Genomic DNA, 13,612 nt, shown 5'->3' on the forward strand with positions numbered 1-13,612 from the left:
ACAGATGAATGTCACCGGGTTGATTGGTAAATGGATAAGATAATGGCATTTATGTTTATGCCATTATCTCTAAAAGTTGATGTTCAAACGCACTGCCGAATAAGTGGAAGTCGGCTGCGATATTATAGAAAGAGAATGTAGCATTGTTATTGTTGTCAGGAGCACGAAGCCAAACCTGAACATTTTCTTTTTATATCATTAATATGGGTGAAGTTTCAGCGCTTTGGTAGCTGCGAGTCAAGGGCGGTAGCGTTGATTGCGAATAATCTATAAGCGGAAGATGGTGAAATGAAAAAACCAGTGTATGTAACAAGCCCGTTATTACCGTCTTTGGATGAATTTACTCCTTATCTTGAAGAAATATGGGAAAATAAGTGGCTGACGAATAATGGCACCTTCCATCAGCGTTTAGAGCAAGCTTTGGCTGAGTATCTGGGCGTTCCGTATCTTAGTTTGTTTTCTAATGGCACGCTGGCATTACTCACTGCTTTGCAAGCGTTACGTATCACCGGTGAGGTAATTACTACACCTTACTCGTTTGTGGCGACATCGCATACATTACTATGGAATGGATTAAAACCAGTATTTGTTGATATCGATCCCGTGACATGCAATCTTGATCCCTCGAAATTAGAACAGGCTATTACGCCAGCAACATCTGCCATTTTACCCGTGCATTGTTATGGATTGCCTGCGGATGTTGACCGAATTCAAAATATCGCTGATATATATGGTTTAAAAGTGATCTATGATGCGGCTCATGCTTTTGGTGTTAAAAAGGATGATGTCAGCATACTAAATCATGGGGATCTTTCTATCCTCAGCTTTCATGCAACGAAAGTTTTTAGCACTATTGAAGGTGGTGCGATTATTTCTCAAGATGAAAAAACGAAAAAAAGAATTGATTATCTTAAGAACTTTGGCTTTGTTGATGAAGTGACAGTTGTTGCTCCTGGTATTAATGCAAAAATGAATGAGGTCCAGGCCGCATTTGGATTACTTCAATTAAAACATATTGATTCAGCGTTAAATCAGCGTAAAAATATCTATTCAAGATATTGTGATCTTTTGAAAAACATATCAGGAATTAAGGTGTTGAGTATTCCTGATGATGTGACCTGGAATTATGCCTATTTCCCTATTTTTTTCTCTGATACTTTCCCTAAGAAAAGGGACGAGATTTACGATATCCTGAGGGAAAATAATATATATGCTCGTCGATACTTTTATCCTCTGATTAGCACATTCCCTATGTATCGAGGGTTAGACTCAGCTAAAGAAGGTGGGCTACCCACAGCATCTCATATCGCCGACAATGTCCTCTGTCTTCCAATCTACCCTGATTTGTCAGATGAAAGTATATTGGATGTTGTTAGGTGTATTTCTGACTGTGTAAACTGAAAAGTATTTTAGGCCGAAGGAAGTAATAAAGTGAGTTATTATTTTCAGTAAAATATAATTTTTAATTTACAATGCGAAATCTATCTTAGTTAGTGTTTTAGTTTTATCAGGAGATAGCGTTGATAAAATATGCGGTAATGCAACCTTATTTCTTTCCTTACATTGGCTATTTTCAGTTGATGGCCGAAGTAGACGTTTTTGTGGTTTACGATAATATAAAATATACTAAAAAGGGATGGATAAATCGAAATCGCATTTTATTAAATGGGAAGGATAGTACATTTAGCTTACCATTGAAGAAAGATTCTGATTTTTTAGATGTTAAAGATAGAGTGTTATCAGAGACATTTAATAGAGATGATTTAATCAACAAGATTCGCGGGGCTTATCGGCGCGCACCTTACTTTAAAAATGTTTTCCCATTGCTGGAAAATATAATAAATTATCGGGATGATAATTTGTTTAATTATATATTATATTCCTTGGGGAGTATTAAGGAATATCTTGGTTTAACATGTGATATAAAAGTATCATCTTCTATTAACATCGACCACTCACTAAAATCTCAAGACAAAGTTCTTGCCTTCGGGAATGCCCTTGGTGCGAAATCGTATAGCAATCCACCAGGTGGTATTTCTCTGTACTCCCAAGAGGCCTTTTCTTTGCACGGAATGACTCTGAATTTTATCCAGCCAAATAATATTATTTATAAACAATTTGATGAACCTTTTGTGGCTTGGTTATCAATCATTGATGTCATGATGTTTAATTCCAGTGATGAGGTATTGCACCTTATTACTAATGAATATGAGTTGATATAAGTATGTTTAAGTGGAAAAAGCTAGGCAAGGTTTTTACCCCGCAAGATGTTAATGATCGCCTTTGGCTTAAAGAATTTGCACAAGCACCTGCAACGCTTGTCTTTGATGATTTTGTTCGTGTTTATTTCTCTTGTCGCCCACCTGCTGATGAACAGGGTATGTATGTTAGTTATTCAGCCTGGGTTGATCTAGATCGCAATAACCTATTCAAAGTATTACGTGTTTCTGAAAACCCTATTTTACCGCTGGGGCAATCAGGTGAGTTTGACGAATTTGGTACCTATCCCGTGTCCGTCGTTCGCGATGAAAATATTTTTCGCGCATATTATGCTGGATGGACCCGATGTGAATCAGTACCTTTCAATGTTGCTATTGGTATGGCTACTAGTGATGATGGGGACGTATTCCGCAAAGCTGGACCAGGGCCAATTATTAGCTATTCCCCTGAAGAACCCTTTGTTATGAGTGGGCCAAAAGTTCGCCGCTTTAATGGTGAATGGCAGCTATTCTACATTGCCGGTCGTAGATGGAAACTCGTTGATGGTCGCGCAGAGCCTGTTTATAAAATCCGCATGGCGGTATCGAGCGATGGCATAAATTGGCGGAAGTTAAATAAAGATTTAATAAGCAGTCGAATTGAAGAGGATGAAGCGCAGGCGAGTCCGGATGTGTTTTATGCGAACGGTAAGTACCATATGTTTTTTTGCTACCGCTATAGCGAACATTATCGAGGGAAAAAGCATGGGTACCGTATTGGATACGCATGGAGCTCCGATCTTATTGACTGGCACCGTGATGATGAAAAGGCAGGAATTGACGTGTCTGAAACAGGATGGGACTCGGAAATGATCAGCTATCCCCATGTGTTTGAGCTTGATGGCAAAGTCTATATGGCATATTTAGGCGATCAAGTTGGGCGCTATGGTTTTGGTTTGGCACAGTTAGAAGGAGAATTGCGCTAATGCTGACATGGCGTAAACATGGGCTCATCTATTCACCTCAGGCGCATCCACCTTTGATTGGTGGGGCAGGGTATGCCCAATCCCCTCAGGCCTTAGTATATGATGACTTTGTTCGTATCTATTTTTCTACTCGCGAAATAGATGAGAGAAATAATAAATTTATCAGCCGAGTTGCCTATGTAGATATGGATAAAAATCTGCAGGAAATCCTTAAAGTCAGCCTGGCACCTGTCATTGCCCACGCTGAATTAGGCACGTTTGATGAACATGGTATCTTCCCCTTTAACGTCTTGCGCCACAATGATGTGGTGATGGCTTGGACGACAGGGTGGAATCGCCGGGTCTCTGTTTCTGTGGATACTTCGATAGGTTTGGCAATTAGCCGTGATGGCGGTAATACGTTTCAACGACATGCGACTGGCCCTGTGATGTCAGCCTCTTTGCACGAACCTTACTTGGTCGGGGACGCTTTTGTTCTGCATATCGAAGGGCGCTTCCATATGTGGTACATCTACGGTGTGGGTTGGAAAAAGCAACAGTCTGATTCCCCACCAGACCGTATTTATAAAATTGCACATGCTGTTTCTGATGATGGCATCGACTGGGTGCGAGAGAGTAAGCCTATTATTGCCGATCGGCTCGGTGATGATGAATGCCAGGCGCTGCCTACGGTGATCAAAGTGGGCAATCGCTATCACATGATTTTTTGTTATCGCGAGTGCTTCGATTTCCGCTTAGGTGCCGGGCGTGGATATCGTCTTGGTTATGCCTGGTCAGATGATCTTATTACATGGCATAGAGATGATACTCAGGTGCCTGCCATTTCGGAATCAGGCGAGTGGGATAGTGAAATGCAATGTTATCCTCACCTTTTCCAATGCAATGAGAAGGTTTATTTGCTCTATAACGGCAACGCATTCGGAAAAGAAGGTTTCGGTTTGGCTGAGTTGACCGCATGCAGCGAATGATTATACGTCAGAATAGCGCCACAGCTGAGGAGATCGCATCACATCTGCGTGCCTGTGATGATGTATTTGTCCGTGCGCTGGAGCAACGAGTTGAAATAGTAGCCTATGCCGATAAGATAGCTCGCCTTGCTCATTGCATTGAAGGATGGAGAGACGAACGCTTGGTCGGCCTTGTTGCTGCATATTTTAATGCACAAACAAGAATTGCCTTTATTACTAATGTTTCTGTATTAGCGGAAGCTCAGGGCGTAGGTTCTGGCGGCATTCTGTTGGAACAGTGTATAGCGAAAATGCAAACTTTAGGTGCGACAGAAATACGTTTGGAAGTTGAAGAAAGTAATCAGGTCGCCAGATACTTTTATCTAAAACACGCTTTTATTCAGTCAGGAATGAGCGGCAATATCCTGCAAATGATCCGACATTGTGAGACGAGAACATGACAATCAACAGAAATTATGATCAGGAAATTAAGGATGCAGCAGGCCATAAATACGCCTATAGTTTTGACTTTGATGTGATGCATCCTTTTATGGTACGTGCATTTACCCCTTTCTTTCGGCCAGGAAATTTACTGGAATTGGGGAGCTTCAAAGGTGATTTCACTTCACGGCTACAGGAACATTTCAACGATATCACATGCGTTGAAGCTTCTGCAGAGGCTATTTCACATGCTCAAGGCCGGTTAAAAGACGGAATTACCTATATCCACTCACGTTTTGAAGATGTTCAATTGCCTCGTCGTTATGACAATATTATTCTGACGCATGTGCTTGAACATATTGACGATCCAGTTGCTCTACTTAAGCGTATTAACGACGAATGGTTAGCCGAGGGTGGGCGTTTATTCCTCGTTTGTCCTAATGCTAATGCAGCTTCCCGTCAGATAGCAGTAAAAATGGGAATTATTTCCCATAATTCAGCGGTGACTGAAGCAGAATTTGAGCATGGGCACCGTTGTACGTACGCACTGGACACGCTTGAGCGCGATGCAAGCCATGCTGGGTTACACGTTGCCTATCGATCAGGTATTTTCTTTAAAGCGTTGGCTAATTTCCAATGGGACAAATTATTGCAAACTGATATTATATCAGATGAGTATTTAGAAGGCTGCTATCAGCTTGGTCAACAATATCCTGATCTTTGTTCGAGTATATTTTTGCTGTGTGAGAGAAAGTAATTAGTATTTGATTTGTATATTTTTTTAAAATTATACTTGTTAAGTAGCTAATGGAAATGAAGGACATTATGCAAAACTACATTCGTGCAAAAGCTGCGCATCAATTTTATCGGGATGTATTTACAAGAGAACTTGAGCTTGGCAATACTGGTAATATTCCCCTGAGAATCATTGATAGTGTGATTAAAGAATTTAATTGCGATGTTTTGTTTGTTGCCAGAGAATTAATTTTATATGATAGTGGTCTGCCACCAGATAGTGATAATGCATTAAAACAACTACTTGTGACAATTGCTCAGGCTAATTTCATCTTTGATGAAAAATGGGGTGGCTATCAGAAAAAATTGCCTAATGAGTATGTTTCAGGTATTCGCGATTCATTAGTTGGGATATTGAAGTTAAATCCAAATATAGAATACCTTGTCATAGCCATTCAAATTTTATTTAGGATTGGTGATGTTGATTCATCGGTTGCTTTAATAAATAATAACTTTTCTGCATTAAAAAATTCTCCCGCAGCCTTCAGAATATTGTTGATGATTTGTATCATTGAAGAAGACTATGAACTTGCATTGCCTTTAGTAAGAGAAATGACATCTAGTCAGCATTTGATAGGTGAAGATTTAATGACTTTATTAATGGTGGTTTGTGCAATTTACAAGCTTGGCGGGTATCCTGACTCTTATATTAATTTTTCTTCGCTTTTAGACAATAAAGTTTTCTCTGTTCCTGATGATAACTATGATTGGATAATAAGAAAAAACCATCAGAACAAAAAAACAACTATCATTATAGCTTGTGATGTTAAATATTACTATGAGCATACTATTCCAGCATTGTATTCAATATATGAAACAAATAAGGAGAATTTTAATGTTCATGTTCACGTTTACAATATTGATGAAGAAACATCTGCCGATATTAAAAGAAAGAATGAACAACTTCCTGAATTAAATATTTCTTGCACATCGGAAAGCTTTTCTACCCCTTCAGGCATGATTATCCAATATACATTAAGGCGTTTTGTTTTTGCTGACTACGCTTTAAATGCATTAGATACACCTGTCTTACTTCTAGACGCTGACTGTTTGTTAAGAAAAGATTGGCTGTCATCAATTCATGTAGAAGAGTTTGACTTGATATTGACTACTACTGAAAATGCGCCTTTTTGGGAGAATGTATCGGCAGGTTTTGTTTATTTAGGTGGCGGGAGTACGTCAAAGGACTATATTAATAGAGTTGCATCATTTATTCATACTAACTTGGTGAGCAACAATAATGTGTGGTTTTTAGATCAAGTTGCGCTTTCTGCTGCTCTTGATTATGTAAAAGATAAAAGTGTTGTCTTCAGGATTAATTCATCATTCGTCTGTGATATTAGTCATACCGATTATTCATTCATGTGGGTGGTGACAACGATGAAAAACGTTGAAGGAAAATATTCTTCATATAAAAAGTATCTTATTGATAAATATACTAGCAATTAATAGTTGTCAGAATACTTGTGTCATTTCAGTAATATAAAACAGGAATGACGCATCCCCTCTTTAAACTTAGACAAAGCGCTTAACCTCCTCAATGTGGCCTGATTCTGGCAGGCGGAATAACCTATTGATTAATTCTGGTTTCCTGCAATGATCAACAGTGTTGTTCCGCTCGCAGACGTTAAGCTGTGTATCATTTATCAGGACCGTCTAAAATTGTTATCAGTGCCATTGGCTTATGGTGACAAGATTTTGGCATTGCCAGGCAATACTACTAAGCTAAGCGCAAAATAAAATTTGTAATTGCTGTACTCAGACTGGCCACAAAGCAGCATTTCCTTTCCATAAAACGGCCTTTCCTCTGCCAGAGGTCTGCGCTAGAATCATCTCCCTCCGAAAGAGATATACATCACAGATTTTCTGTCGCATTACACCATCTATAGATGCCGTTTGTGTTTCTCTCCGCAGACTCTTTACTCAGTCCTGTCATGCATAGCATGAATAACCCTCCTTTTTTGACGCTATTCAGACGATTGGCTACCCTACCTAAAAGCATAATAGTGTCGATAACATTATCATCGTAGGTATTTGTCACTGTGAGCGATTTGTATACCGCCGAAGGCACAATGGATAAAAATTCCCTTTGGAAGCGCTATGTACCACTAGTGCGCCATGAAGCCTTGCGTTTACAGGTTCGTCTCCCCGCGAGTGTTGAGCTTGACGATCTGCTACAGGCTGGCGGTATCGGCTTGCTAAGCGCAGTTGAGCGTTATGATTCGTTACAAGGTACGGCGTTTACCACCTATGCCGTCCAACGAATTCGCGGTTCGATGCTGGATGAATTACGCAGTCGTGATTGGGCTCCACGCAGTGTACGGCGTAATGCGCGGGAAGTGGCACAAGCAATGCAACAGGCTGAACAGCAGCTCGGTCGTACTCCAACGGAGCAGGAAGTTGCGCAGACCTTGAATATCACGCTTGAGGATTATCGTCAGATATTGCTGGATACGAATAACAGCCAGCTTTTCTCTTACGATGAATGGCGTGAAGAACATGGTGACAGCGCAGAGGCGTTACTGGAAGGCAATGAAGATGCGAATCCATTGCATCAACTGATGGAAGGCAATTTGCGTCATCGTGTAATGGATGCGATTGAAAGCCTGCCAGAGCGTGAGAAGTTGGTATTGACGCTTTACTATCAGGAAGAGTTGAACCTGAAAGAGATCGGTGCCGTTCTTGAAGTCGGAGAGTCGAGAGTCAGTCAGTTGCATAGCCAGGCGATAAAGCGCCTGCGCGTGAAATTAATGAATGATGTTTAATTGCGCTGCGTAGGAATACTGTTATCAAAGTATATCTTCAGTCACTGAAGTAGCAGGGCTATGACCATGTTTGAATATTGATGCGTGTCTTGCATCAGTATTTGCATGATTCATCTCACCTGTTTTTAGCATACCAGGCTCTCTGGTGTAATGAACGATGCTATCGCTTCACATTGAAGTTATATATTGTCATGGAATGGATTCATGCACCCATCAATTCGGAAGAAACAGCTCCTAAGCCGTTATCTGAAAGACTTCAAACACAGACAAACTAACTGTTCCCAGTGTGATAAAGAGCTCGACCGCGTTTCACTGGTATTTCGCAATCAGCTCATCAATAAAAAATCGATCGGCAGCATCGACCGGCTTATTGACGACGACATCTGGTCCAGTCTGCAACAAGAATTAATCCCACTTTGCCGCTTTTGTAGCGAAATATTATGCAATACCACTGCTAGCTATTTCGATATTAAAGCTTTCACACAGTATCTGATTGAGCAGACTGAAGTCCGCCATAGCACAATGCGCGAGTATGTCATTCGCTTGCGGCGCCTGGATGAGCTGCTTGCCGCTAATAATTATCCCGCAGAAACTTTTTCCCGGCACCGCGATGGGGTACAGCAGCGCGTATGTGATTACCTTCCCGGTATTGAGCAAAATATTTACCGCAGCGCCTTACGAAAATACGATCAATATCTGGACTGGCAGCGGCATTTCTGACGCACATCATGCGTCATTCTCAGGCTGACATTGCCAAACCATGGGATACTGACTATACGTAAATGTTATGACAGTGTAAAAAATGCTTGCATTGCAGAGGCAAATTATTGCACTGTCATACTACTGAAATCATTCGGCACTAATTTTTAGGCAATGGTTAGCAGTAGTTCTACGATGCGATCAATCATTATTCAGTGGAATAGTCGTTGTCACAGTGAGGAACGCGAATGGTAATGTCCTTTTCTGGACTTTGTAGTCGATGCCAAGATTCTACGACGCTGACTCGCCGATGCGAGGGATTTTCCTCCCACTTATTTTCAACACTGCGCCATTCTCTTGTTACCCAAACTCTCCGTATATTTTCTTTTTCTATCCATGAGCACTCGACCCGTTTTTCACTCTGTTCGTGGATGAATAATGCGTATTCTCTGTCCGCTATTGGCTTAATAAGGAAGCCTAACCTCGTTAGTGAGTTAAACGTCACGCACTGTAGAGCAGTGCGGTAAGTGAAACAAACTGTAAGGTGCCACTATGGGAAGACAAAAAGCAGTGATCAAAGCTCGTCGTGAAGCCAAACGCGTTATCCGTCGTGAGTCGCGTAGCCATCGTCAGCGTGAGGAAGAATCGGTCACTTCTCTGGTACAGATGGGCGGGATTGAAGCAATCGGAATGGCGCGTGAAAATCGTGATAATTCCGTTATTCAAGCTCGCACTGTCGCCCAGGAACATTACTTGTCTGCGATAGAAAACAAACAGTTGATTTTTGCCACAGGCGAAGCTGGCTGCGGTAAAACGTATCTGAGCGCTGCGAAAGCGGCGGAGGCACTAATCCATAAAGAGGTTGAGCGTATTATTGTTACGCGGCCAGTATTGCAGGCCGACGAGGATCTTGGCTTTTTACCCGGAGATATTGCGGAGAAGTTTGCGCCTTATTTCCGCCCAGTTTACGACATACTTTTGCGTCGACTGGGGGCCTCTTTCATGCAGTACTGCTTGCGGCCGGAAATCGCCAAAGTCGAAATCGCGCCTTTTGCGTATATGCGCGGGCGGACATTTGAAAATGCAGTTGTGATTCTGGATGAGGCGCAAAACGTGACAGTGAACCAAATGAAAATGTTCCTGACGCGTTTAGGCGAAAATGTCACGGTTATCGTCAATGGTGATGTCACGCAGTGTGATTTGCCATCTGGGGTTAAATCCGGCCTGCGCGACGCACTGGAGCGTTTCGTTGAGGATGACATGATTGGCGTGGTCTCTTTCGGTAAAGAAGACTGCGTGCGCTCGGCGCTGTGCCAGCGTACGCTCCATGCCTACGGCTGATGTTTGTGTGGCATGGGAATGAACGTTCCTATGACTCACCATAAAAAAACGCCCTTAACTTGCGTTAAGGGCGTTTTCTTTTATATGGCGGTGAGGAAGGGATTCGAACCCTTGATACGTTTTCACGTATACACACTTTCCAGGCGTGCTCCTTCAGCCTCTCGGACACCTCACCGGGGGTTGCCTACAAGGGGCAACGGGGCGCTACTATAGGGAGTCGCTTAGCTTCGGTCAAGCAGTATTTAGTGCGAACGGTGCGTATGGCTAAGCATTGAACGGTAACGGATAGTCCACGTAACCCTGTCATTAAAATGTAGGCAAAATGAACGGGTAATGGGCATAAAAAAACCACAGACCGCGATGGCCTGTGGTTCTCTTTTTCAGCTATTGACGATTATGCCAGCAGCGTTTTGATGTAGCTGGTCAGTGCTTCGTCTTTGCTGTTAGCGAAGAAGTATTCCTGGAATTTAGGACCAGCAATCGCGCCTTTAACCAGATCCTGATCGAGGCCTTTCAGGATGGTGATCAGATCGTTGTAGGTCACTGCTTTTACGGCATCCAGGATTTTCTTGTTGCGTTGTTGAGGAGCAACGCGATCGCTTGGATAGCCACGGCCGCCTTCTTCTTTGAACAGCTGGGTAAACAGGTTTTCCAGGTTCAGTTCAGCGCCCCAGCCAAAGCCTTTAGCGTAAGGAACGGATACCGCGTTACCGTTGTTGATCTGAGAGAATAGGTAAGCATCAGATGGGTCAACAACCAGACCGCAAATTACGCCTGGGAAAGAGTTACAAGCCAGCATTGCGCCCTGGCCAGTACCGCAACCGGTAACAACGAAATCAGCCGCGCCGGAGTTCAGCAGGATAGCTGCCAGAATACCGTTCTGGATGTAGGTCAGCTGCGCTGCATCTTCAACGGCGTATTGACCGTAGTTGTGTACAGTGTGGCCCAACGGTGCAACCGCTTTGGTCAGAGACTCGGCGATGATGGCGTTTTTGGCAGCTTGGCTGTTCTCGTTAATCAGTGCAATTTTCATGTTCGTTCCTTTTCTGTGACGGACAAATACATTTTTTAAAACTGTATTTCAATTTGATGTGTGCAGTATACCGTTTCAAAAATAAAGCGCAAATCGTGGAAGCAAAGAATGCGGCACAGCCCATAGATTCAGGAAAAATACGATACAAGGAAAAGGGAGAATAAAAGCATAACGTATTGAAAATGGCGCTGTATTTCAGCGCCATAGGGGAGGGGGTTAGGCATCAGGGAAGGTCAGCGTATTGCCCGGCGCTTCTCGATTAAGATGAAGAAAATTCAGGTGTCGTTCGTACTGATCCAAAATGTCGTTAATCACCTGTTCTTTGCTGTAATCCATCAGGTCATTCCCCTGGCTCCCTTCCAACAGGAAGGTTTCAAGGCGGTAATAATCTGATTTACCTGAACGGGCCCGGTAGGTAAACGCTGGGACGCTATAGCGCTGTGGCCAAATTTGGTAAAGAAAGTTCTGTTCATCACCCAAATCAACCAACAGTTCGAGATGATTCAAGCGCTCATCTTCAACAGGCGGCAAGTCGTTAACTTCAACGCTGGCACCTCGCAGGCGCAGTTCGCGCGCGACATCTTCCATGGCGGCTTTACAGACGTTATCCAGCATTTTTTGCGTATGTGTTGTGCCGGGGAAATTCATGACGCGTGAGATGCGTTGCTTCCAGTTCAGACGATCGTCGCCGGAGATTGGCATTGGGGCTGAGGTTTGTAAGGAGCTGGCTTTACGGTAATCCTCAACCCGCAGTGATTTGTACAATCCCGCCATAATAAAGAACATCACAAAGCTAAACGGTAAGCCCATAATGACGGTGGTGTTCTGTAAGGCTGACACACCGTTTGTCATCAGCATACCCAACGTCAGCAGGCCAATGGCGACTGACCAGAAAATTCGCAGCCAGTTTGGCGCATCATTATTGATGTCGCCAAGGCGAGAGGTAAAGTTGCCCAGGACCAGCGATCCGGAATCGGCAGAGGTGACATAAAACAGCAAGCCGGTAATGGTCGCGACAGAGGCGCTTAAGCTAAAGCCGGGGTACTGCGCTAGCAGACTGTAGAATCCGCGCTCCGGGTGCTGCATGACTTCATTGGCAAAATCCAGATTACCGTGGAGCACCTGATAAAGCGCGCTGTTGCCAAAAATGGAGAGCCACAGCAGCGTAAAGACAAACGGAATGATCAACGTGCCGACAACGAACTGCCGAATCGTTCTGCCGCGCGAGATACGTGCCAGAAATAGCCCAACAAACGGCGCCCATGCGACCCACCATGCCCAGAAGAACAGCGTCCAGCTATTCATCCACTCAGTTGGGCGATCGAACGCAAAGCTGTTGAGCGTCATACCGGTAAAGCGATTGATGTAATCCCCGACATTAAGCACGAGCGCGTTTAGCAGAAACTCAGTATCACCCCAGAAAAGCAGAAAAAGAATCAGGCCCAGTGCGAGCAGGACGTTAAGCTCGGAGAGGAAGCGAATGCCGCGATTGACCCCAGACGTCACGGAAACGGTCGCCATGACTACGGAAAGCAGGATAAGCGAGGCCTGAACGGTGAGATTTTCTGGGATCTGGAACAGGACTTTCAGCCCGTAGTTAAGCTGAACGACGCCGATGCCCAGCGTGGTCGCGATACCGAAGATGGTTCCGAGTACGGCTGCGATATCAACGCTATGGCCAATCGGGCCATTAATACGTTTACCGAAGATAGGGTACAGGGCAGAGCGAATCGTCAGCGGCAGATTATACCGGTAGCTGAAATAGCCCAGAGCAATGCCCATCAGCGCGTACATTGACCAGCCGGTTAACCCGTAGTGAAACAGCGTCCAGACCATGGCTTGCCGTGCCGCTTCTATCGTCTGGCCCTGTCCTTCCGGTGGCATCATATATTGCGTGATCGGTTCCGCAACGGAAAAGAACATTAAATCGATACCGATCCCCGCCGCAAATAGCATCGCTGCCCAGCTCATCAGGCTAAATTCAGGTTTCGACTGTTCTGGCCCGAGCTTGATCGATCCAAATCGAGATGACGCAATGAAGATGACGAAAACGATGTAGAGCGTGGCGGCTAGCAGGTAGTACCAACCAAATGTGGCAGAAACCCAGTTGAGCGCGTGGGTAATCCAGGCATTTGCTTCTTGGTTAAACAACATGGTCATCAGCGAGAAGGTCAGGATTAATCCCGCGGATGTGTAGAACACGACAGGATTCAGGCGATCCTGTTGGGTGGTCGTTTCTGATGCTGGCATGGTTATCCCTTGCGTGACGTGAACAGATACTCTGATTCCTCTCTCCACGAAGCGCGCTTAGCGCATATCAAGAATACGGCGCAGGACATCCGCTGAGTACGCTTTCCGTTGAAGAAGGTCGTCAGAACAAAAAAGAAATTATTCTTTTTAAGGTGGA

At 43.8% G+C, this 13,612-nt stretch carries 12 protein-coding genes and 1 tRNA gene; 10 read left to right on the top strand and 3 right to left on the bottom strand.

Annotation, left to right across the window (positions count from 1 at the left end; genetic code table 11):
• The first annotated feature begins 288 nt into the window (after window positions 1-288).
• From MYB54_RS08065 to phoH, 10 genes are all read left to right on the top strand, one after another.
• A complete protein-coding gene (locus tag MYB54_RS08065; RefSeq protein WP_248721784.1) occupies window positions 289-1,401 on the top strand; it encodes a DegT/DnrJ/EryC1/StrS family aminotransferase in 1,113 nt (370 codons plus the stop codon).
• A gap of 119 nt (window positions 1,402-1,520) precedes the next feature.
• On the top strand, window positions 1,521-2,222 hold the full coding sequence (locus MYB54_RS08070; protein WP_040043596.1) for a WbqC family protein: 702 nt from the start codon (window positions 1,521-1,523) through the stop codon (window positions 2,220-2,222).
• Between the two features lie 2 nt (window positions 2,223-2,224).
• The gene (locus tag MYB54_RS08075) at window positions 2,225-3,184 is read left to right on the top strand and encodes a glycoside hydrolase family protein (protein WP_039553861.1); all 960 of its coding nucleotides are present in this window, start codon (window positions 2,225-2,227) and stop codon (window positions 3,182-3,184) included.
• Complete coding sequence (locus tag MYB54_RS08080) at window positions 3,184-4,152, top strand: glycoside hydrolase family protein (RefSeq protein ID WP_248721785.1); 969 nt, start codon at window positions 3,184-3,186, stop codon at window positions 4,150-4,152. Before MYB54_RS08075 ends, MYB54_RS08080 begins: the two co-directional genes overlap by 1 nt.
• On the top strand, window positions 4,140-4,592 hold the full coding sequence (locus MYB54_RS08085) for a GNAT family N-acetyltransferase (RefSeq protein ID WP_039464749.1): 453 nt from the start codon (window positions 4,140-4,142) through the stop codon (window positions 4,590-4,592). The genes MYB54_RS08080 and MYB54_RS08085 overlap by 13 nt, the downstream gene beginning before the upstream one ends.
• The gene (locus MYB54_RS08090; protein WP_100016643.1) at window positions 4,589-5,329 is read left to right on the top strand and encodes a class I SAM-dependent methyltransferase; all 741 of its coding nucleotides are present in this window, start codon (window positions 4,589-4,591) and stop codon (window positions 5,327-5,329) included. Before MYB54_RS08085 ends, MYB54_RS08090 begins: the two co-directional genes overlap by 4 nt.
• A 68-nt stretch (window positions 5,330-5,397) precedes the next feature.
• Window positions 5,398-6,816: a hypothetical protein gene (locus MYB54_RS08095; RefSeq protein ID WP_248721786.1), complete on the top strand. Its 1,419-nt coding sequence runs from the start codon at window positions 5,398-5,400 to the stop codon at window positions 6,814-6,816.
• Between the two features lie 593 nt (window positions 6,817-7,409).
• A complete protein-coding gene (locus MYB54_RS08100; protein WP_014915881.1) occupies window positions 7,410-8,132 on the top strand; it encodes an RNA polymerase sigma factor FliA in 723 nt (240 codons plus the stop codon).
• 204 nt (window positions 8,133-8,336) lie between these two features.
• On the top strand, window positions 8,337-8,852 hold the full coding sequence (gene fliZ, locus MYB54_RS08105; protein ID WP_014915880.1) for a flagella biosynthesis regulatory protein FliZ: 516 nt from the start codon (window positions 8,337-8,339) through the stop codon (window positions 8,850-8,852).
• Window positions 8,853-9,383: 531 nt separating this feature from the next.
• Window positions 9,384-10,172, top strand: coding sequence for a phosphate starvation-inducible protein PhoH (gene phoH, locus MYB54_RS08110; protein WP_010279663.1), 789 nt, complete (start codon window positions 9,384-9,386; stop codon window positions 10,170-10,172).
• Window positions 10,173-10,257: 85 nt separating this feature from the next.
• Here the strand turns inward: phoH and MYB54_RS08115 are convergent.
• The 3 genes from MYB54_RS08115 to MYB54_RS08125 all read right to left on the bottom strand — a co-directional run bounded on the left by MYB54_RS08115 (window position 10,258) and on the right by MYB54_RS08125 (window position 13,455).
• A tRNA-Ser gene (locus tag MYB54_RS08115) sits at window positions 10,258-10,347 on the bottom strand.
• A 219-nt stretch (window positions 10,348-10,566) separates the two neighbouring features.
• Window positions 10,567-11,205 carry an RpiB/LacA/LacB family sugar-phosphate isomerase gene (locus MYB54_RS08120; RefSeq protein ID WP_010287191.1) on the bottom strand — a complete coding sequence of 213 codons (639 nt, stop codon included), beginning with the start codon at window positions 11,203-11,205 and terminating at the stop codon, window positions 10,567-10,569.
• A gap of 216 nt (window positions 11,206-11,421) precedes the next feature.
• On the bottom strand, window positions 11,422-13,455 hold the full coding sequence (locus MYB54_RS08125; protein WP_039548645.1) for a choline transporter: 2,034 nt from the start codon (window positions 13,453-13,455) through the stop codon (window positions 11,422-11,424).
• Window positions 13,456-13,612: the final 157 nt, after the last annotated feature.

Origin of the sequence: Pectobacterium nicotianae, assembly GCF_023272715.1 — a bacterium.
In the GTDB taxonomy this organism is placed as follows: domain Bacteria; phylum Pseudomonadota; class Gammaproteobacteria; order Enterobacterales; family Enterobacteriaceae; genus Pectobacterium; species Pectobacterium brasiliense.

Bases quoted from the DNA above. Each gene is read 5' to 3' on its own strand.
- MYB54_RS08065 (WP_248721784.1), top strand. From the start codon at position 289: ATGAAAAAACCAGTGTATGTAACAAGCCCGTTATTACCGTCTTTGGAT.
- MYB54_RS08075 (WP_039553861.1), top strand. From the start codon at position 2,225: ATGTTTAAGTGGAAAAAGCTAGGCAAGGTTTTTACCCCGCAAGATGTT.
- MYB54_RS08080 (WP_248721785.1), top strand. From the start codon at position 3,184: ATGCTGACATGGCGTAAACATGGGCTCATCTATTCACCTCAGGCGCAT.
- MYB54_RS08085 (WP_039464749.1), top strand. From the start codon at position 4,140: ATGCAGCGAATGATTATACGTCAGAATAGCGCCACAGCTGAGGAGATC.
- MYB54_RS08090 (WP_100016643.1), top strand. From the start codon at position 4,589: ATGACAATCAACAGAAATTATGATCAGGAAATTAAGGATGCAGCAGGC.
- MYB54_RS08095 (WP_248721786.1), top strand. From the start codon at position 5,398: ATGCAAAACTACATTCGTGCAAAAGCTGCGCATCAATTTTATCGGGAT.
- fliZ (WP_014915880.1), top strand. From the start codon at position 8,337: ATGCACCCATCAATTCGGAAGAAACAGCTCCTAAGCCGTTATCTGAAA.
- phoH (WP_010279663.1), top strand. From the start codon at position 9,384: ATGGGAAGACAAAAAGCAGTGATCAAAGCTCGTCGTGAAGCCAAACGC.
- MYB54_RS08120 (WP_010287191.1), bottom strand. From the start codon at position 11,205: ATGAAAATTGCACTGATTAACGAGAACAGCCAAGCTGCCAAAAACGCC.
- MYB54_RS08125 (WP_039548645.1), bottom strand. From the start codon at position 13,455: ATGCCAGCATCAGAAACGACCACCCAACAGGATCGCCTGAATCCTGTC.